Source organism: Paenibacillus arenosi (assembly GCF_014841135.1).
Taxonomy (GTDB): domain Bacteria; phylum Bacillota; class Bacilli; order Paenibacillales; family Paenibacillaceae; genus Paenibacillus_B; species Paenibacillus_B arenosi.
In genome coordinates this window covers 514,797-536,073 of the sequence record NZ_JACYTN010000001.1, presented here as the reverse complement: position 1 = coordinate 536,073, position 21,277 = coordinate 514,797, and the positions used below count along the sequence as shown (strand labels likewise).

The 21,277-nt window shown below is 44.3% G+C and carries 20 protein-coding genes; all 20 read right to left on the bottom strand.

Annotated features, from left to right (window positions below; translation table 11 throughout):
- Positions 1-18 precede the first annotated feature (18 nt).
- Positions 19-252 carry a YlzJ-like family protein gene (locus IFO66_RS02290; RefSeq protein ID WP_192023554.1) on the bottom strand — a complete coding sequence of 78 codons (234 nt, stop codon included), beginning with the start codon at positions 250-252 and terminating at the stop codon, positions 19-21.
- Positions 253-263: 11 nt separating this feature from the next.
- Positions 264-1,091, bottom strand: coding sequence for a ClpP family protease (locus tag IFO66_RS02285; RefSeq protein ID WP_192023718.1), 828 nt, complete (start codon positions 1,089-1,091; stop codon positions 264-266).
- A gap of 314 nt (positions 1,092-1,405) precedes the next feature.
- Positions 1,406-3,082 (bottom strand): ribonuclease J, encoded by a 1,677-nt coding sequence (locus tag IFO66_RS02280; RefSeq protein ID WP_192023717.1) that lies wholly within the window; start codon positions 3,080-3,082, stop codon positions 1,406-1,408.
- Positions 3,083-3,364: 282 nt separating this feature from the next.
- Complete coding sequence (gene dapA, locus IFO66_RS02275) at positions 3,365-4,255, bottom strand: 4-hydroxy-tetrahydrodipicolinate synthase (RefSeq protein ID WP_192023553.1); 891 nt, start codon at positions 4,253-4,255, stop codon at positions 3,365-3,367.
- Between the two features lie 74 nt (positions 4,256-4,329).
- Positions 4,330-5,547: an aspartate kinase gene (gene dapG, locus IFO66_RS02270; RefSeq protein WP_192023552.1), complete on the bottom strand. Its 1,218-nt coding sequence runs from the start codon at positions 5,545-5,547 to the stop codon at positions 4,330-4,332.
- Positions 5,548-5,612: 65 nt separating this feature from the next.
- Positions 5,613-6,656, bottom strand: coding sequence for an aspartate-semialdehyde dehydrogenase (locus IFO66_RS02265; RefSeq protein WP_028595526.1), 1,044 nt, complete (start codon positions 6,654-6,656; stop codon positions 5,613-5,615).
- A 79-nt stretch (positions 6,657-6,735) separates the two neighbouring features.
- Positions 6,736-7,338: a dipicolinate synthase subunit B gene (locus IFO66_RS02260; RefSeq protein ID WP_144990891.1), complete on the bottom strand. Its 603-nt coding sequence runs from the start codon at positions 7,336-7,338 to the stop codon at positions 6,736-6,738.
- Positions 7,335-8,234, bottom strand: a complete 900-nt coding sequence (gene dpsA, locus IFO66_RS02255) for a dipicolinate synthase subunit DpsA (protein WP_028595528.1) — start codon at positions 8,232-8,234, stop codon at positions 7,335-7,337. Before dpsA ends, IFO66_RS02260 begins: the two co-directional genes overlap by 4 nt.
- Positions 8,235-8,405: 171 nt before the next feature.
- Positions 8,406-8,864: a dUTP diphosphatase gene (gene dut, locus IFO66_RS02250; protein WP_225445424.1), complete on the bottom strand. Its 459-nt coding sequence runs from the start codon at positions 8,862-8,864 to the stop codon at positions 8,406-8,408.
- Positions 8,854-10,107 carry a M16 family metallopeptidase gene (locus IFO66_RS02245; RefSeq protein ID WP_192023550.1) on the bottom strand — a complete coding sequence of 418 codons (1,254 nt, stop codon included), beginning with the start codon at positions 10,105-10,107 and terminating at the stop codon, positions 8,854-8,856. Before IFO66_RS02245 ends, dut begins: the two co-directional genes overlap by 11 nt.
- Before the next feature lie 67 nt (positions 10,108-10,174).
- Positions 10,175-11,191 carry a polysaccharide deacetylase family protein gene (locus IFO66_RS02240; protein WP_420488636.1) on the bottom strand — a complete coding sequence of 339 codons (1,017 nt, stop codon included), beginning with the start codon at positions 11,189-11,191 and terminating at the stop codon, positions 10,175-10,177.
- Positions 11,192-11,395: 204 nt separating this feature from the next.
- Positions 11,396-13,621 carry a polyribonucleotide nucleotidyltransferase gene (gene pnp, locus IFO66_RS02235; RefSeq protein ID WP_192023549.1) on the bottom strand — a complete coding sequence of 742 codons (2,226 nt, stop codon included), beginning with the start codon at positions 13,619-13,621 and terminating at the stop codon, positions 11,396-11,398.
- A 238-nt stretch (positions 13,622-13,859) separates the two neighbouring features.
- The gene (gene rpsO, locus IFO66_RS02230) at positions 13,860-14,129 is read right to left on the bottom strand and encodes a 30S ribosomal protein S15 (RefSeq protein ID WP_028595531.1); all 270 of its coding nucleotides are present in this window, start codon (positions 14,127-14,129) and stop codon (positions 13,860-13,862) included.
- A gap of 185 nt (positions 14,130-14,314) precedes the next feature.
- Entirely contained in the window at positions 14,315-15,253 is a 939-nt protein-coding gene (locus IFO66_RS02225; RefSeq protein WP_192023548.1) for a bifunctional riboflavin kinase/FAD synthetase, read from the bottom strand.
- Between the two features lie 151 nt (positions 15,254-15,404).
- A complete protein-coding gene (gene truB, locus IFO66_RS02220; RefSeq protein ID WP_192023547.1) occupies positions 15,405-16,325 on the bottom strand; it encodes a tRNA pseudouridine(55) synthase TruB in 921 nt (306 codons plus the stop codon).
- On the bottom strand, positions 16,322-17,404 hold the full coding sequence (locus IFO66_RS02215) for a DHH family phosphoesterase (protein ID WP_192023546.1): 1,083 nt from the start codon (positions 17,402-17,404) through the stop codon (positions 16,322-16,324). The genes truB and IFO66_RS02215 overlap by 4 nt, the downstream gene beginning before the upstream one ends.
- Positions 17,394-17,756, bottom strand: a complete 363-nt coding sequence (rbfA, locus tag IFO66_RS02210) for a 30S ribosome-binding factor RbfA (protein WP_028595535.1) — start codon at positions 17,754-17,756, stop codon at positions 17,394-17,396. Before rbfA ends, IFO66_RS02215 begins: the two co-directional genes overlap by 11 nt.
- A gap of 41 nt (positions 17,757-17,797) precedes the next feature.
- Positions 17,798-20,638: a translation initiation factor IF-2 gene (infB, locus tag IFO66_RS02205; RefSeq protein WP_420488635.1), complete on the bottom strand. Its 2,841-nt coding sequence runs from the start codon at positions 20,636-20,638 to the stop codon at positions 17,798-17,800.
- Entirely contained in the window at positions 20,616-20,960 is a 345-nt protein-coding gene (locus IFO66_RS02200; RefSeq protein WP_192023544.1) for a L7Ae/L30e/S12e/Gadd45 family ribosomal protein, read from the bottom strand. Before IFO66_RS02200 ends, infB begins: the two co-directional genes overlap by 23 nt.
- A complete protein-coding gene (rnpM, locus tag IFO66_RS02195; protein ID WP_144990915.1) occupies positions 20,950-21,261 on the bottom strand; it encodes an RNase P modulator RnpM in 312 nt (103 codons plus the stop codon). The genes IFO66_RS02200 and rnpM overlap by 11 nt, the downstream gene beginning before the upstream one ends.
- Between the last annotated feature and the right edge of the window lie 16 nt (positions 21,262-21,277).

The following is a 21,277-nucleotide window of genomic DNA, read 5'->3' as shown; positions in this document are numbered from 1 at the left end:
CTATTTTATAATGAAGTTTTACATATTATTTATTTGTAGAACAGTTCCTGGTTGAAAGGCAGGATGTAAAAAGTCTTGTATCCCACATGGCTGCAAAATTCTTTCTACGCGAACATAATCATCATTAAGACGTTGGACAAGCAGTAATCGCCCTTCCCACACCATTTCATGAAATTCATATATTCGCTGTGTTTGCTCCTGAAACTCGTTTTTAAATATTTCTTCTTCAGGTATTACAGTATATAGAGTCATTAACGTTCCCCCTATCTAAATGTTGGAGGAACTGGCGGCATCGTGTCATTTCCCAATGTCTGTACAGCTGCAGTTTGTTCACCTAAAGGGACCCTCCGCATTTCGATTAGTTCATTCAACCGCTTTAGCGCTTGTCCAAGCCCGCCAATCTCATCAATAAGCCCATGCTTTACCGCCTCTGGACCAATAATCGTTGTTCCAATATCGCGAGTCAGTTCTCCTGTTTTAAACATTAATTCTTTAAATGTTTGATCTGAAATGTTTGAATGTGCAACAACAAATCGAACGACCCGCTCTTGCATTTTATCCAAATATTCAAATGTTTGCGGTACGCCGATAACTAGACCTGTCAAACGAATCGGATGTATGGTCATTGTCGCCGTTTCTGCGATAAAGGATGCTTGTCCTGACGTTGCAATAGGAACACCAATACTGTGTCCACCGCCAAGGACAAGCGTAACCGTCGGCTTCGTCAATGACGAGATCATCTCTGCGATAGCTAATCCTGCCTCAACATCTCCTCCAACGGTATTCAACATGATCAAAATTCCTTCAATTTTAGGATTTTGTTCTGCTGCGACAAGCTGTGGAATAATATGTTCATACTTAGTCGTTTTGTTTTGAGGAGGAAGTACAATGTGTCCTTCAATCTGACCAATAATGTTCAGACAATATATATTGGATTCGCCCGGATTCGGAATCGACGCGGTTCCCAGCTGCTGTATCGTTTGGATAGCTGGTGGAGCTTCTTTATTCAAAGGAGCTTCTGGTGGTGGACCTTGTGGCGGCTCATCCTGACGTAGCCATCCTTCTAATGCATCCAAATCCCATCTATGCATAGATGGAAAATGTAAACTTGCTTGCGTTTCATTTTCGCTATCATTTGAAAAATCTTGTGCTTTTGTCAAGCTTCTCCCTCCAATCTGGGAATACACGTTTAGCTTGCGTAGAGCACTTTATCGTTATGCAGCATATTTATAATTGTTTTGTTGAAATCATGTACTTAGAGCATGGCAATTACCCATGAAGATCGATATAGATAGAAATTATCAGCGAACCAAACTAAAAAAGTCCTTTGCCGGGTAGGCAAAGGACTGAATTCAGTGACGTGAGCGCGACCTAAGGTCACACGATATAATAGTTGTAGCAATTATTATACTTCCATAATAATTGGAAGTATCATTGGACGGCGCCGTGTTTGTTCGTATAAGAAACGACCAAGAGCATCTTTCACATGTGTCTTGAGTGAAGCCCACTCATTGACGTTCTCATTCATAAGACGGTGCAACGTGGAAGTAACAATACGATTCGCTTCATCGAGAAGACCCTCAGATTCACGAACGTAAACAAATCCACGAGAAATAATATCTGGACCAGACATTATTGTACCGTCCTGCTTGCTTAATGTAACGACGACGACGAGAATACCGTCTTGTGACAACAGCTTGCGGTCGCGCAGAACAATATTACCCACATCTCCAACTCCAAGACCATCTATGAGTACATAGCCAGATGGTACTTTAGAGCCGCGACGAGCAACTCCATTCTGTATCTCAATTGTTTCACCAATATCTGTAATAAAGATGTTTTCTGGTTCAATGCCAACTGATTCTGCTAATTTAGCATGATGACGAAGCATCCGATATTCACCGTGAACTGGGATGAAGTACTTTGGTTTCATCAAATTGATCATTAGCTTTAGTTCTTCTTGGCTACCGTGTCCAGAAACGTGAACACCAGACATCGATCCGCCATAAATTACATTTGCGCCTAGTCGGAACAGTTCATCAACTGTACGACCTACATATTTCTCGTTACCTGGGATTGGCGTTGCTGCGATTACAACTGTGTCACCTGGAAGGATGTCTACTTTACGATGCGTAGAACGCGCCATACGAGTCAATGCAGACATCGGCTCTCCTTGGCTTCCTGTTGACAAAATGGCCACACGATCAGCAGACATCTTGTTTACTTCTTCAGGTTCAATGAGCATTCCGTCAGGAATGTGCAAATATCCTAGCTCTGAAGCGATGGAGACGACGTTCACCATACTTCTTCCTACTACAGTCAACTTGCGGTTTGTTGCATATGCAGCATCAATAACTTGTTGAACACGATGAATGTTAGAAGCAAATGTAGCAACAACGACGCGCTGCTGAGCTTTGCTAAAGATATTTTCTAGTTCAACACCAACGCTGCTTTCTGAAGGCGTAAAGCCTGGACGTTCAGCATTTGTACTGTCTGACAATAGGGCTAGTACACCCTTTTTACCGATTTCAGCCATACGATGAAGATCAGCGTATTGCTCATTAACAGGTGTATGATCAAACTTGAAGTCACCCGTATGTACAATAGCCCCTTCAGGAGTATCTAAACATACTCCAACTGAGTCTGGGATTGAGTGATTCGTTTTAAAGAAGCTCGCACGCATACAGCCTAGCTGAACTTCAGAATCAGCTGTAATCAAGATGCGTTTCGTTTCTCCAAGAAGGTTAGCTTCTCTAAGCTTGCTCTCAATAAGACCAAGTGTTAGACGAGTACCATACACAGGAACATTCAAATGACGCAATACATATGGCAATCCGCCAATATGGTCTTCGTGTCCGTGCGTAATCAATATTGCTCTTACTTTATCACGATTCTCTGTTAAATATGAAATGTCTGGAATTACAATATCAATTCCAAGCATATCTTCTTCAGGGAACTTCAGCCCTGCGTCGATAACGACGATGTCATTGCCATATTGAACTGCGTACATGTTCTTACCGATTTCACCTACGCCGCCCAATGCAAAAATTAATAGTTTATCCGAGTTGTTCTTCTTCGACAATGTCAATCTTAACCTCCTATATTCAGTTGGCCGTCGCACCAATGAACTTCTTTCTTTTGTAAAATATACCGCACCCAGTCACTTGTAACTCATTATACATGAACGTGTGAGAAAAACACAAGCAAGCGTTTTTATTGGCCCATAGAATCCCCTAAATCCTCTCAAGTAATGCCCATCTTCGCGTTCCTTATATCGAAAATTGACGGCAAAATTTTTATGTAATTTGCTGTTTGGAAAAATAAAAGAAAGCGGCCAAGGCCGCTTTCTTTTATTTTATATATTTTACGAGCGATTGGAATCCAGCAATTGCTTAATAAATTGTTGTTCCTGCTCCGTTGCTTGCACAAGCGGTAAACGCACGCCACCTACTTCTATACCTTGCAAATTCAATGCGTATTTAACTGCCACTGGATTAGGAACTGGATGTGGACAGCTAAATAACCCTTTGAAAACAGGCGTAAGCTTATTGTTCAGTTCGAGTGCTTCTTGATTATGACCTTGAATAAATGCTTCTATCATCTGCTTCATTTCAGAACCAATAACATGGCTCGCTACACTTACAATACCGTAAATACCAACACTAAGTCCTGGTAATGTCGCAATATCATCACCGCTGTACACCTTAAATTGCTCCGGTGCCTTAGCAGCAATTTCACCCATTTGGTCAATAGATACACATTCTTTAGTAGCTATAATATTCGGGACATCATTAGCCAAACGCAATGTCGTATCTACGCTCATGCTAGCAACTGTACGTGAAGGTACATTGTAAAGCATAACTGGAAGCTTTGTTGCGCTCGCAATAGCTTTGAAATGCTGATACATACCTTCTTGACTTGGTTTATTATAATAAGGCACGACAAGCAGAACCCCGTCTACTCCCGCTGCCTCTGCTTGCTGTGTCAAATGTATAGAATGCGCTGTATTGTTGGATCCCGTTCCTGCTATAATGCGTGCGCGTCCACGTGCATGCTTCACAGCAAATTGGAACAATTGTACTTTTTCCCCCTCGGTTAACGTTGGGGATTCACCTGTTGTACCGCTTACCACTAGGCTATCTGACTTCTGCTCCTCAATCAAATAATCTATAAGCTTACCTGTTTGTTCCCAATCAATTGTTAAATCATTATGGAATGGCGTTACCATAGCCGTAATTAATCTGCCAAAATCCATAATGAACACCTCCTTATAAAAAAGCCTCAGCCTCTCATTTTCTATATCTATGTCATCGCGCACATGAAATCTGCCTATCGATGAAGTTCAAACTTAGCATGCAATGCTCGTAAAGCACGAACCATATCCTCTTTACGAACCAATACCCAAATCGTCGTATTCGAATCCGCAGATTGAAGAATTTGAATCTCTTGTTTCGTCAACGCTTCAACGATGTGAGCCATAATACCAGGCACACCATTTATACCTCCGCCAATAACGGAAACTTTCGCACATTCAGACAAGGACTTTGGCGCATATCCCATTTCATGCAGCACTTCAAGTGCTTTTGGTGCGTCTGTATCAAATACTGTATATACCGCCCCAGAAGGGGTAACATTAATAAAATCAACACTGATCTGATTGTGTGCCATCGCCTTAAATACATGAAGCTGAAGGTCAACCGCACCTTCTTGAGCCTCGACTGTAATTTGAGTGACGTTGCTTACATATGCAATACCGGTTACATAACGATCAACAATACCATCCTGTACTTGATTAAAACATTCAGGGTGGGTAACAAGCGTACCTTCCTCATCGGAGAATGTACTGCGCACACGTACAGGAACACGCGCTTGCATAGCAATTTCAACCGCTCGCGGATGTATAACTTTCGCGCCATGATGAGCCATGTTGCATATTTCAGCATAACTAACTACCGATAATGGTTTCGCGTCTTCAACGACTCTTGGATCTGCTGTTAAAATTCCATTAACATCTGTATAAATATCAACCATTTCAGCACGTAATGCCGTTCCAAGCGCAGTAGCAGATGTATCACTACCTCCGCGGCCTAATGTTGTAAAATCACCGTTCTCGCTTTGTCCTTGGAACCCCGTAACGATAGCAACCTGATTGTTCTCTAGCGCCTCACGAACCCGATCAGGTTTTACATCTAAAATACGAGCATTACCATGATGACCGTCAGTCTTGAAGCCCGCTTGGGCACCAGTAAATACAGTGGATGCAATTCCTTCTGCCTGAAGTAAACTGCACAACGTAGTTGCTGAAATAATTTCACCACAGCACAACAATAAATCCTGCTCTCGTGATGGCAATGCGTTACCGTTGTTCGCAGTCCATTCAAGCAGGGTATCCGTTGCATATGGCTCACCACGACGCCCCATCGCAGACACGACAATTGCAAGGCGATAGCCTTGTTCCAGTTCTCGCCGTATATGATGAATAACGCGTTGTCTTGCTTCAGGGGTAGATAATGAGGTTCCCCCGAATTTTTGAACTAAAATACGCATGTAACATTCCTCCAACTAGATGACTGACCGTATTAGAACACGCAAAAAAGGCAGGAGCAACCTGCCTATTCCTGCCGCTCCGATGCCAAATGCTCTGCAATTTGAACCGCATTCCAAGCAGCGCCTTTGAGTAAGTTATCAGATACGATCCACATATTTAACGCTAATGGATGATACAAATCACGGCGTACACGGCCTACAAACACATCAAGCTTGCCAGCAGCATCTGTAGCAAGCGGGTACGTCTGCGTTCCGATATCATCTTGGAGGGTAACTCCAGGTGCATCACTTAACAGTTGCCGTACTTCGTTTATATCGAACTCTTGCTTCAGTTCCACATATACCGATTCCGAATGACCATAGACAACAGGAATGCGTACGCACGTTGCTGTTACTTGGATATCGTCATCGCCCATAATTTTTTTCGTTTCTTGAATCATCTTGATTTCTTCATACGTAAAGCCGTTATCTTGAAACTTATCAATTTGCGGTACTGCATTGAATGCTATTTGATGCTTAACAGGCAGTGAAGATACTGGCAAAATATCTGCCTCTACTTCACGTCCCTCCAATACTTCTTTCGTTTGGCGAAGCATCTCATTAATCGCATGACTACCTGCGCCAGAAACAGCCTGATACGTAGATACGATAATGCGGGAAATACCATAACGATCATAGAGAGGTTTAAGTGCCGCTACCATTTGAATTGTCGAACAGTTCGGATTGGCAATTATTCCGTTATGGTCCTTAATAACATCCGCGTTCACTTCTGGAACGACTAGCGGTGTATTTGGGTCCATACGATATGCGCTTGTGTTATCGATGCACACTGCACCGCGCTCAACAGCTGCCGGAGCCAGCGCACGACTTACATCTCCTCCTGCACTGAACAAGGCAAAATCAACACCTTCAAAACTCTCAGGCTTTGCTTCCTCAATCGTGTGTTCTACTCCGTTAAAAATAACGGTTTTGCCTGCAGAACGAGCCGAAGATAACAGCTTCAAGTTACGGATCGGGAATTTGCGTTGTTCTAATAGCTTTAAGATCTGTTCCCCTACTGCTCCAGTAGCACCCACTACTGCAACGTTAAATTGCTTCTGATTCGACATCTGTTGTTTCTCCCCTCTGTTCCGTATATGGAGCACAAAGGAGCGTGAGGACCGGGGTCTTCACGCTCCTTGCGACTTATCATGTATACTGAAAGCGCTCAATAATGAGCGGCTGCAGTTGCTTACCTTCCAGTGCTGCTGCACACGCCTCAGGAATCAATTCCATCCGCGCTACTAAAGAATTTGGCTTCTGAACAGGATTGTCTTGACCATAAGGTACAAAATATATATGTTTGGCTACTAACAACTTTGCAATGTTCGCCGCATTCAAGCCCAAGCCATCATTCGTCGATATCGCTAATACTAAAGGCCTCTGATTGCGCATTTGCGCCTTAGCCGCCATAAGGACAGGGCTATCCGTGATAGCATTTGCCAATCGACTAGTCGTATTACCTGTACAAGGTGCAATCACAAGCACATCAAGCAGCTTGGATGGCCCAAGCGGTTCCGCTTCAACAATTGTAGTGATCATATCATTGCCAGTAATATCTTTCAACTGTTTCTGCCAATGATTAGATGTACCAAATCGTGTATCTGTCGTTAATATAGTAGTCGAAACAATCGGAATAACTCGTGCGCCAAGATCAACAAATCGTTGAATTTGGGGCATCACTTCATCAAAAGTACAATGTGAACCCGTCAAAGCATAGCCTACGGTAATTCCAGTAAAATCCAAACTCATTGGCCATCCCCCCGACTTCGCGTCACTTCATTCAGCAATTCGCTGATACTGTTCGCCAAAATACGACCAGCTGTTTTAGGAGCAACGATACCGGGAAGTCCTGGAGCAAGCATTGCCTTAATGCCGCGCTTTTCCGCGAATCGGAAATCAATGCCGCCTGGCTTCGACGCCAAATCAATAAGTACAGCACGGTTTGGCATTTGAGATATGACCTGTGCTGTGACTATCATAGTCGGTATCGTATTAAAAAGCAAGTCGATTTGAGACACATGCTGCGCAAGATTAGTCAAATAAAACGGCTCGCATCCCATCTCTACCCCTCTCGCGAAATGCTCTGGCCTGCGCACTCCTAATTTTACTCGTGCACCAAGTCCAAGCAGCGTACGTGCCAGTGTAAATCCTGTTCTACCCAACCCAAGAACGACTATTTCTGCACCATGAATCGTAATGTCAGTATGCTGGATCGCCATCATAACAGCACCTTCAGCAGTCGGTATCGAATTGTATATAGCGACATCATCGCGTTCGAATAATTCTAACAATGTAATGCGATATTTCGCACACAGTTTACTTAAATATGGCTTAGCCATACCTGTAAATATAACTGCATGTTTAGGGAGCGCAGCGATATCTTCTTCGGTTAATGTTAATTCTTCAGATGTAAATATAGCGTGCACTCGGCCATCTTCATCGGTACCAACCGCAGGCAGCACCAATGCATCTGTATCCCTCAACAACTCAAGAGATAGCGATTTGCGCTGAATGCCATGGTACGGATTTGACAGTTGGTCAAATCCTACTAGTGTCACACTTGCATCCAGCTCCGACAGCTTCTGAAAGACTTCGATCTGTCTGGCATCGCCACCTAAGAACACGACATGAACGCCGGTCAACATGGTTGCGAATCACTCCTTTCTAACTTGCCGCTTGCACATCTAAAACATCATATGCTAGCGCCCAGAAAGGGTGCTTAGAAGCAAACAACTCCAAAATGCAAAAAAACGACTGCTTCGCAAAGAAGCAGTCGTCCTATTCATGTTATAAAAGTATACGAGGGCATAGCCACATTATTTCGTGCCAGTATGACCAAAACCGCCTTCACCGCGGATTGTATCGGACAATTCCTCTACGGCCACAAGCTTTATGCGAGGTACTTCTTGAATAACCATTTGAGCAATACGTTCGTTACGCTCAATCTTGAACGCTTGTTTACCATGATTAATAATGAGCACCTTTACTTCACCGCGATAGTCCGCATCAATCGTACCAGGCGAATTCAGGCATGTAATTCCATTTTTATATGCTAATCCGCTACGCGGACGAATTTGTGCTTCCAATTGCGGCGGAAGAGCCATCGCAAATCCTGTTGGCACAAGCATACGTTCACCTGGTGCTAATATAACTGATTCCTCTACAGCTGCATGCAGGTCAAAACCCGCTGCAAGCTCTGACATTTGCTGTGGAAGAGGAATATCCTCATTGCCTGGTAATTTTTTAATTTGAACTTCGTAACTGTTATTTGACAAGACTGTCCCTCCTGAATGCTGCAATCGCTGCGTCATTATTGCCTACCATGGACACTGCAAATGGCTGTGATGTCATGTTCTTAACAATCTCACGCACATCATCTTGTGTCACTGCCTCTATGCGAGCAATAATCTCATCTAATGTGTAATGTCTTCCTAGCATCAGTTCATTTTTGCCTAGACGTGTCATCCGGCTGCTCGTGCTTTCTAAGCTTAAAATAAGACTGCCTTTTAACTGTTCTTTGCCTTTACGCAATTCTTCGTCCGATAAACCTTTAACCGTAACATCTTGCAGTACTTCTAGCGTAAGTTCCAACACATCAGTAGTCTGCTTCGGCGCTGTTCCGGCGTAAACCGTAAACAATCCACTGTCAATATGCGAAGAATGATAGGAATAAACCGAATAAGCTAGACCGCGCTTCTCACGGATTTCTTGGAACAAACGTGAACTCATTCCCCCACCGATAATGTTATTCAGCAACACCATCGCGTACAAGTTCGGATCGTTCATCGAGCAACCTGGCAAGCTCATGCAAATATGATTTTGTTCCGTTTGCTTCTGGTGGAACAACAGATCACTCTTGAACGTTGGTGCTTCCACTGCCAAAGACTGCCCTTTAATTTGGAAATCACCAAAATGACGCTCGAGTAATTCGACAATGGAATCATCAATATTTCCCGCAACGGCTATAACCGTATTATCGATCGTATAGTGCTGATTCATATAGTGTTTCAGATCAGCAGAAGTCATTGCGTCTAATCGTTCTCTCGTACCTAATATCGGATACGCCAATGAATGCGAACCGTATGCTGCACGAGTTAATAAATCATGAACAAGATCATCAGGCGTGTCTTCATACATCGATATTTCCTCTAGAATCACGTTTCTTTCCTTATGTAATTCCTCTTCAGCCATTTGTGACCGGAAAAACATATCGGAAAGCACGTCTACAGCAATTGGCAAGTGCTCATCAAGCACTTTCGTGTAGTAACAGGTATATTCTTTGGAAGTAAATGCATTTACATGTCCACCTATTCCATCGAATGCTTCAGCAATAGACTTTGCATCATATCGCTCTGTACCTTTAAATAACATATGCTCTATAAAATGAGAAACACCGTTCGTCGTCTCATCCTCATTGCGCGATCCAGTCTTCACCCAGATGCCGAACGAAACTGAACGGCAGGTCGGAATTTTCTCTAAAACGACACGCAGGCCGTTTCGCAGCTGCACTTTTTCCAACAGGAGCTCCTCCTTAACTCAATTCAATGCACTCTTTATCCTATCAAAAAAGTGCTATCACCTCAACTTATTCCCGATTCGCCTTTGAAATAACCCGTTTCTCAGACAGCACTTCACTAACGGTACCTGGCTCAAGCTTCTGTTCTCTTGCCATGCGAATAAATGTAGGCAGCGCTTGGCTTGTCGCAGCTGTCGGATGCATCAACACGAGCACTCCAGGCTTCAATTTAGGCCTTACACGTTGAATAATTGTACCCGGTTCATTTGGGGTACTCCAGTCAATCGTATCCGCACTCCATAACACCGTACGCATCTTCAATTGTTGTGCCGTCTTTACGGTAAGGCTGTTAAACGAGCCTGAAGGCGGTGCAAACCAACTGCTGCGCTTCCCGAGCTGCTTTTCTATTTCACGTTCTGTCTTTTCCATTTCAACATACTGCCGACCTTCACTAAGCTGCGCCATATTGGGATGTGTATAGGCATGATTGCCAATCTCATGTCCTTCTTCCGTTAGACGCTTCGCCAGTTCAGGGTTACGTCGAACCCACGAGCCATCTAAAAAGAAAGTTGTCTTCACTTTGTGTTCTTTCAACGTCTTCAATATGGGCTCAATGTGTTCATTCCCCCAAGCTACGTTAATCATAAACGCAACCATCGGTTTATTTTCATTACCTCTATAGATAGGCTCCACAGGTAAATCCGCCAAAGTCACTTCTGGCTTCATTTCTCGATGTACAAGCTTCAACGAAGAACCTTTCGGTAACTTCAGATTATGTTCGTAAGATGCCTCCACATCTACTTCAAGTCCGTTATAACCAGGTACTGCTTTCCATACGCGGTCTACACGGGCATTTATAGGTGCTTCCCGCATCTCTTCGGCCGCTTTTCTAATTCGTTGACGCAATTCGTCTCCGTCTATTTTATCTAAATTACTGCTCATCTGAAACGCATCGCTATTAACCAGACGAGCTTTATGCTCTGTCACATATTTACTTGCACCGGTCGAATCTACGATAATCCACGCGATCATACAAGTAAATCCGATAACAATCCACTTTTGTTTCGTTGCGTTCAACTCGGTCACCCCTTTGATGGTTGTCCATATTGATCCGTTCCATTCTATGCATCTTTGGAACGTTCTATTCAATATAGCAAAGCAACTATCCTATATAGGGTGAACGAAATGTATCGTTTTTACTACTTTTCCTCCCGTAAACTTTACTGAAAACAAAAAAGAGCCAGATTCATCTGGCTCTTACTAAGTAAATCATTTGACAAGCAAATGATATTACGAACGATCTGAACGATTGTCGCCTTGGTTTGGACGTGGTCCACGAGGGCCTTGTCCATTCGGTCTACGACCGCCTTCAGAGCGAGGAGGACGAGCAGTCGAGGAGCTGGAGCTTGAAACAACTGCTGTTCCTGCTTCACTAGCTGGTTCCAACAATACTTTGTGGGACAAGTTAATACGTCCTTGTTGATCAATTTCAACAACTTTGACTTCGATCTTGTCGCCGATGTTCACGACATCTTCTACTTTTGCTACACGTTCTGTAGAAAGTTGAGAAATGTGAACAAGACCTTCTTTATTAGGAAGTACTTCAACGAAAGCACCGAATTTCTCTACGCGCTTAACCGTACCTGTGTACACTTCACCGATCTCGACTTCACGTACGATGCCCTCAATAATATCACGGGCACGTTCGTTAGCCTCTTGGCTAGGAGACGCAATGAAAATACGGCCATCTTGTTCGATATCAATCTTAACGCCAGTTTCATCGATAATCTTATTAACGACTTTACCACCTGCGCCAATAACATCACGAATTTTATCTGGGTTAATTTGCATCGTCAAAATTTTAGGCGCATACTGAGACAATGTTTCGCGTGGTTGTTGAATAGCTTCTAGCATTTTTCCAAGGATATGCATACGTCCTTCATTCGCTTGTGCAAGCGCTTGAGACAAGATATCGCGGTTAATACCGTCAATCTTAATATCCATTTGAATCGCTGTTACACCTTCAGCCGTACCCGCAACTTTGAAGTCCATATCGCCAAGGTGATCTTCCATACCTTGAATATCAGACAAGATAGAGAAATGATCTCCGTCTTTAATAAGACCCATTGCAATACCTGCAACTGGAGCTTTGATCGGTACGCCAGCATCCATCATTGCCAATGTACTTGCGCAGATACTAGCTTGGGATGTGGAACCGTTAGACTCTAAGCACTCAGAAACGAGACGGATTGTATATGGGAAATCAACTTCGTTCGGGATTACTTTGCTCAATGCACGCTCACCCAAAGCACCATGTCCAATTTCACGACGGCCTGGAGCGCGAAGCGGTCTTGCTTCACCAACAGAGAACGGCGGGAAGTTATAGTGGTGCATGAATCGCTTGGACTCTTCCGTACCTACACCATCAAGAATCTGTACATCGCCAAGAGCACCGAGCGTACAAATGCTAAGTGCTTGGGTTTGACCACGTGTGAACAGACCTGAACCGTGTGTACGAGGAAGCAAGCCTACTTGGCTCTCAATTGGGCGAATCTCGCTCAATTGGCGACCATCAGGACGTACTTTATCATGGGTAATAAGACGACGTACTTCTTCTTTAACGATATCGTACAATGTCTCTTTAACATCATCCATCTTTTCAGGTTGCTCTATATAGAGCTGCTCAAAGTGCTCAGCTGCTTCTTGGTTAATAGCATCAATAGCATCTTGACGAGCATGCTTCTCTTGAATGCGAATAGCTTCAACTAGACGAGATTGAGCGAATGCACGTACTGCCGCGCTCACTTCCTCATCAACCGCATGAAGCTTCGCTTCGATCTTTTCTTTTCCTGAAATTGCTGCAAATTCTTCAATCTTAGCAACAATGTTCTTGATTTCATCGTGACCGAATAGAATAGCCTCAAGCATTACTTCTTCAGGTACTTCATTTGCTTCAGCTTCTACCATCATGATAGCGTCTTTCGTACCCGCTACAACGAGATGAAGATCAGTCTTCTCTTCTTGCTCAACTGTAGGGTTGATGATGAATTGACCGTCAATACGACCAACGATAACGCCTCCAATTGGACCATTGAACGGAACATCAGAAATCGCCAAGGAAGCAGAAGTACCGATCATTGCTGCAATCTCAGGCGGGCAATCTTGATCCACACTCATCACAAGATCGACGATTTGAACATCGTTACGGAATCCTTCCGGGAACAATGGACGAATCGGACGATCAATGAGGCGGCTTGCCAAAATAGCTTTCTCACTTGGTCTTCCCTCACGCTTAATAAATCCGCCAGGAATTTTACCTACTGAATATAAACGTTCTTCATAGTTGACCGTTAGCGGGAAGAAATCTAGGTCTTTCGGTTCTTTGGACGCTGTGACGGTACACAATACAACTGTGTCGCCATAACGAACAGTTACCGCCGCGTTAGCTTGCTTAGCCAACTGTCCTGTCTCCAGTACAAGCGGTCTTCCGCCGAGGTCCATCTCGATGCGATGCATGGAATCCCTCCTTAATGTATAACCATACTCCAATTCTGTACGTGTACCATTATTTCCTGCTTTACGCTGCAAAAACCGTCTCTCATGCAGAGACACGATAAATATCAGCTTGTCTAGCATTCATTCAGTCAGAACTAAAAATAGGTATGTAAATAAATTTGACTATACGATAAAAAGCAACCCAGTTGCATGCCGCTCACGGCGGCGATATACAACCAGGCTGCTTGGGTTAGAGCTATTAACGACGCAAACCGAGTTTCTCGATCAATGCGCTGTAACGCTTAACATCTTTGTTTTTCAAGTAAGCCAACAACTTACGGCGTTGACCAACCATTTTCAACAAACCACGACGGGAATGATGATCTTTCTTGTGCGTACGCAAGTGATCAGTCAAATTAACGATGTTTTGCGTAAGGATAGCGATCTGAACTTCCGGGGAACCCGTGTCAGAAGCGTGAGTCTTGTGCTCTTCGATAAGCTGTTGCTTACGTTCTTGAGACAATGCCATCCTATTCACCTCCAATTTCATTATTCATAGTGTATTCCAACAGCCTCGTTACCGATGGTGAGATCAAGTAACCAAGCAATGGACAAGTGTTGTCCGTAGACAACGATATTAGTATAGCATCATTATAAGAGAAAGTAAACTCAACAATTTCAGGACACCTAATCAGAGCACCTGCTTCATGCCAATTAGCCTCGCAACACTGCACGTGCATCCTCAGCATCTCGTGTGATCTGCTCAATTAATTCCTGTATGCCATTAAATTTCTTCTCTGAACGCAAATACGCAATCAGCGATACGGTCAACGTTTCATCATAAATATCCGCATCAAAGTCAAACAAATGCGCTTCAACAATCGGTGCTAATATATGACTGTGGAAAGTAGGCTTCAAACCTATGCTAAGCACACCATCATACATCTCGCCACGCACTTGAACACGTACTGCATATACGCCTAAACGCGGAATATAATACGGTTCTGCCGGATCTACGTTAGCAGTAGGAAATCCAATCGTGCGTCCACGCTTCTCACCGTGCACCACCGTACCTGTAATCGTATATGGACGGCCAAGCAAGTGATTGGCTTGAACCATATCTCCATCATCTAGACACGCACGAATACGGGTACTACTAACCTTTTGCCCTTTATCATCGAACGGCTCGACGATATCGACTGTGAAACAATCTTTTCCTATTTCACGCAGCGATTCAGCCGTACCTACTCCTTGGAAGCCAAAACGATAGTCAAATCCACATACGACATGCTGAGCCTTCAGCTTGCACAATGCTTCAACAAACTGTTGAGGTGAAATACGCGCGAATTCAAGATCGAAATTAACGACATACATAAAATCGACTCCAAGCTTCGCTAACTGACGCTCTTTCTCGGCAAGCGGGGTTAAGTATCGTTCATAGCCTTGTCTTCCAAATACGTATTTGGGATGAGGATGAAACGTCATAACTCCAAGTGGTATATTATGCTCTTGACTATATGCAAGACCACGCTCTATTACATGAATATGCCCGGTATGAAGTCCATCGAAGTGTCCTAGCACAACAACTTGTGGCTGTGAATGCAGCTGCCAAGCCGAACCATTCAATATATGTTGTAAAGCTATCGTTTCCATATGTCATCGAGCTCCTACATCCAGTTCTAGGGGTTGTTCCTCTATTCACAAGTTCAGCGTCATCAGGACGCATACGAGCAATTAAGGGCTATGTTAAACATCAGCCAACCGTACTCATTATACATCTGATGACCAGCAGACTACAACCCTATTAGGATGGAAGAAATGCTTTTACTGCCCGTAAAGCAAACTGTCCTTCTGGAACTTGAAATAATCCGTAGAACGTTCCTTCTTCATCATGCAGTCGATACAACTGCTGCGTTAAAGGTGTAAACGAACATGCACGGAAAGGAATTCCCTTGCCCTGCGTCGCATAAGTCGCATACTCATTTTGGATTTGGATTGAAGGGATAAAAGAGACTGCCTTTTCAATAGAAATCAAATGCTCTTCTAAAGAACCGTCACTTACAGCTTGTTGAATTTGTTCAATCGTCAAGCTGTCATTCTCTTCAAGTCCTGCAGATAATGTACGTACAAGCTTCCCCATCGTAGAAGGTACTTGCAGCGAACGCCCAATATCTACACACAACGTACGGATATACGTTCCTTTTGAACAAGTTACACGGAATCGAACAGTAGGTTCACTTGTTCCAATCCCTAGACATTCAAGGATAGAAATATCATGTATCGTAGCTTTTCTCGACTTACGCTCAACGACCTTTCCTTCTCTAGCGAGTTCATACAATCGCTTTCCATTCACCTTAACGGCAGAATACATAGGAGGCGTTTGCTCAATCTCACCTACAAAAGAAAGAATGGATTCACGAATTTGAGATTCCGTCAAATGAGAACAATCAGCAGTGTCCTTGATCTCACCCGTGCTATCTTCTGTATCCGTTGCTTTACCAAAACAAATAACTGCTTCATATTGCTTTGGCTGTTCTTGTAAATATTCTACAATACGCGTTGCTCTGCCTAAACAAAGAGGAAGAACTCCTGTTACTTGTGGATCAAGCGTACCTGTATGCCCAATACGTTTTTCCTTTAAGATCCCTCGTACTTTTGCAACTACATCGTGCGAAGTCCATCCTTCTGGCTTCCACACTGACAACACGCCGTTCCATTGTGTCATAACGTTTGTTTCACCTGCTCTACTACTGCTTGAATTGCTTCTTCCAACGGCAAGTGCACAGTGCACCCCGCAGCCTTAACATGCCCGCCGCCATCGAATATTTGGGCAATCGCAGCTACATTTACATCACCTGCTGAGCGCATGCTCACTTTGACTCTTCCAGGCACGACTTCTTTAAACAATAAGCCAACCTCTACTCCTTCGATATTTCGCGGATAGTTGACCAATCCTTCAAGATCCTCGTTAGAAGCACCTGTTTGCTGCATATCTTCAGGAGTAATATACAGCCAAGCAATTTGCTCATCGGCTGCATAGCTCAATCTGCTCAAACCACGTTGTATCAAATCCATCTGCGGCTTCGAAATCGCTTCTAGCAAACGTTCAGCAATCACGTTACCTTTCACACCGAAAGCAAGCAGCTTAGATGCGATTTCCATCACATGTGGTGTCGTATTGCTATAACGGAAACCTCCTGTATCGGTCAAAAGCCCCGTATACAAAATGGTTGCGATTTCAGTTGACAATGGAACTGAGCCCCGTTCGAACAAATCAAATAAAATTTCTGCTGTAGCTGCCGCGTCTTCTCGAATAAGCGCGACATCACCATAACGATCATTTGTAGGATGATGATCAATATTCAAAATGTTAGCATTCGGCGATACCCAATTCGATATGCTCCCTATTCTTGCATAGTCAGCACAATCTACACAAATGACCGCCTGAAATGGTTCTGTTTGCTCCAGATGACCTTGCTCGGCTATTTGTATCTCATCTGCTCTAGACAAGAACGTCAGCTTACTCGGTACTTCATTCGCGTTGACCATTGTATAAGATTTATTCCATTGTGATAACAACCATCCAATTGCGACCGTAGAACTTATCGCATCGCCATCTGGGTTTACATGCGCAACGACTAGAAATTGATCATGTTCCTGAATAAACGTTAGCGCACGATCAAGATCGTGCGCATAGGAAGACGGCAGAGCCCCGTCTAGCTGCGAATGGTTATTCGCAGAAGACAGAACTTTGCCGTTATATTGTGATTGTTCCTGAGTGAAACCAGCTTTCTTATTGCTCATCAGGTTTATCTCCATCTTTAATCTCTGATAAGAGACGCTCGATGTTGCTGCCGTATGCAATCGAAGAATCAAGCTTGAATACAAGCTCAGGCGTATGGCGGAAACGAATTCGCTTGCCTAGTTCAGTACGAAGGAACCCATTAGCCTTCTCCAATGCTTTAAGTGAGTTGTCACGTGCCTCATCATCACCAAGTACACTCAAATATACTTTAGCTAACGATAGATCACTCGTAACCTCAACACCTGTCACTGTTAGAAATCCAATACGTGGATCTTTCAATTCCGTTTGGATAAGCATGCTCAATTCTTTCTTGATCTGCTCTCCCGCACGACCAGTACGAACTTTTGCCATCTTACTTCACCTCTTTTTCTCTGTGAGGGCTTATTTAATACCTACTTACGTTCAACTGCTTCCATTTGGAAGTTCTCGATAATGTCGCCTTCTTTGAGGTCATTGAACTTATCGAACATAATACCACATTCGTAACCTTGTGCGACTTCTTTCGCGTCGTCTTTGAAGCGTTTCAAAGAGTCCAACTTACCTTCGAAGACAACAATGCCTTCACGAATGACGCGCACTTCTGCGTTACGAACCATTTTACCGGAAGTTACCATACAACCAGCGATCGTACCAACTTTACCAATCTTGAACATATTACGGACTTCAGCATGACCAAGTACAACTTCTTTGTACTCAGGATCCAACATACCTTTCATCGCTTGTTCAATTTCTTCCACGATCGTGTAGATAACGCGGTGCATACGAACGTCAACTTTTTCTTGGTCAGCAGTCAATTGAGCTTGAGCGTCAGGACGGACGTTAAATCCGATGACAATTGCATTAGATGCTGTTGCCAAGATAACGTCAGATTCTGTAATTGCACCTGCGCCGGAGTGAATGATTTTAACGCGTACGCCTTCAACTTCAATCTTCTGCAAGGAACCACGAAGTGCCTCAACAGAACCTTGAACGTCAGCTTTAATAATCACGTTAAGCTCTTTCATTTCACCGTCTTTGATATGCTTGAACAAGTCATCCAACGTAACACGAGTGTTTGCACCCAATTGGCTCTCACGAAGTGTAGTGGAACGCTTCTCTGCAATCGAACGAGCTTTACGCTCATCTTCAAATCCGATGAATACATCGCCAGCTTGTGGAACTTCCGTCAAACCTGTAATTTCTACAGGCGTGGAAGGACCTGCTTCTTTGAGTCGACGACCACGGTCATTAACCATTGCACGAACGCGTCCGAAGCATGTGCCTGCAACGAATGCATCACCGACTTTAAGTGTACCGCTTTGTACAAGAATACGCGCTACAGAACCGCGACCTTTATCAAGCTCTGCTTCGATAACTGTACCACGAGCCAATTTGTCTGGGTTAGCTTTGAAATCATTTACTTCAGATACAAGAAGAATCATCTCAAGCAAATCTTCTAGGCCAGTACGTTGCTTAGCAGATACATTAACGAAGATAGTATCTCCACCGAACTCTTCCGCTACAAGTTCATATGCCATCAATTCTGTTTTTACGCGATCTACGTCAGCAGCCGGCTTATCGATTTTGTTAACCGCTACGATAATTGGCACACCAGCAGCCTTCGCGTGGCTGATTGCTTCTACTGTCTGAGGCATTACACCGTCATCAGCTGCAACAACGATAATCGTAATATCCGTAACTTGCGCACCACGTGCACGCATAAGCGTAAACGCTTCGTGACCTGGAGTATCAAGGAACGTAATTTTTTTGTTGTTAATCTCTACTTGATAAGCACCGATATGCTGCGTAATACCGCCAGCCTCGCCGCCTGTTACGTTCGTTTTGCGGATTGCATCAAGAAGAGTCGTTTTACCATGGTCAACGTGACCCATAATCGTTACAACTGGTGGACGAGATTGAAGCTTCGCTTCCTCGTCTGCTTCTTCTTGCTCTTCAAATGGATCTTCCTGTACAGGAAGTTTCAATTCAACTTCAACTTTGAACTCTTCAGCGATAAGCTGGATTGTATCCAAATCAACCTCTTGGTTAATCGTTGCCATAACGCCCATGAGTAGTAACTTCTTAATAACTTCAGAAGCATCCTTGTGAAGAAGTTTAGCTAGATCGCCAACCGTCATTGTGCCGCGCACAATAATTTTCTTAGGTGTGTTATCGATCTTCTCGCGCACTTCCACTTTTCTATCATTACGGCCTTTGCCTCTGCCTTTACCTCTAGGACCGCGATTGCGATTGTCATCGAAGCGATTAAATCCTTGAGTCTTCTTGCCAGCACCGCCACGACGATCATCTTGCTCGTTGAAACGATTGCCTTTTGGATTTTGGTTCATGCGAGCCGGTTGCGGCTTATCCACTGTTGAACGAGCTGGAGCAGGTGTTGCTGGACCACGGTTACCACCTGGTGCACCACCTGGACGACGGTCTTGTTGACCACCACGGAATCCTCCTTGACCACCTTGGCCACCGCCTTGCGGACGACCTTGACCGCCACTGTTATATCCACCTTGGCCTTGCGGGCGTCCTTGACCTTGCGGACGGCCTTGACCACCGCTGTTATATCCACCTTGGCCTTGCGGGCGTCCTTGACCTTGCGGACGGCCTTGACCACCGCTGTTATATCCACCTTGGCCTTGCGGCCGTCCTTGACCTTGCGGACGGCCTTGACCACCGCTGTTATATCCACCTTGGCCTTGCGGGCGTCCTTGACCTTGCGGACGACCTTGACCACCGCTGTTATATCCGCCTTGACCTTGCGGGCGTCCTTGACCACCGCTGTTATATCCGCCTTGACCTTGCGGGCGTCCTTGACCTTGTGGACGGTCCCCACGAGGACGGTCGCCACCTTCACGATTGAACGGGCGTCCTCCTTGTTGACCATCACGCGCTGGACGGCCTTCTTGAGAACGCGAACCTTCACTGCGTTGTCCACCAGTGCGTTCACGCTGTTGTTCGCCACCACGTGGCGCCTCAGAAGCCGCTCCAGCAGATTGGCTAACTTGCGCTTCTGCTTGAGGCTTAGCCGGCGTTCCTTCGTTCTTAGCTTGTGCATTTGCCTTTACGTCTTTGAAATGTTGCTCTACTTTACCCACAGCATCAGTCTCCATTACACTCATATGATTGTTTACAGGATAATTAAGTCGTTTAAGAATCGTAATAATTTCTTTACTACTCATGTTGATTGATTTTGCATATTCGTAAACTCTTAACTTTTCCTTATTGTCCTTCCCTTGTTTCACCAATATACTCCACCTCCGACATAGTTATCAGCCCGTTATGCATCAAGCTCGCGAAGCCCTTGTCGGTTACCCCCAATATCACTCGGTCTAGCTTACCAATACTTTCTCCAAGCTCATCTCGGGTAAATCCAATAACAAGTGGAACATTGTAGGTATTGCATTTATCTTTGAACTTTTTCTTTGTGTTCTCAGATGCATCACCTGCAACGATTACTAATCGAGCCTGACTATTTCGTATTGCTTTAAACACAATGTCGTCTCCGGATACTAGCTTGCCAGCACGTTGCGCCAAGCCAAGTTGAGACAGGACTTTATTCTTCATCTTCATCTCGCTCCTTGTTAGCGAGAAAATCATCTTCGACGCGGATGAAATCCTGCGCCAACTGTTGATATATATCAGCGTGCACGGCTTGCTTAAGCGCACGGTCAAGAGCTTTTGACTTATGTGCCAGCTTGAAGCAAGCTAGTTTCCCACATAAGTAAGCACCCCGACCTGACTTCTTGCCTGTCAAGTCGATTTGAACCTCATCTTGGGGAGTCTTGACAACGCGGATAAGCTCCTTTTTGGGCATCATTTGCTGACAAGCAACGCATTTGCGCAGCGGTACTTTTCTCGGTTTCATGACTGAACCCCCTTGC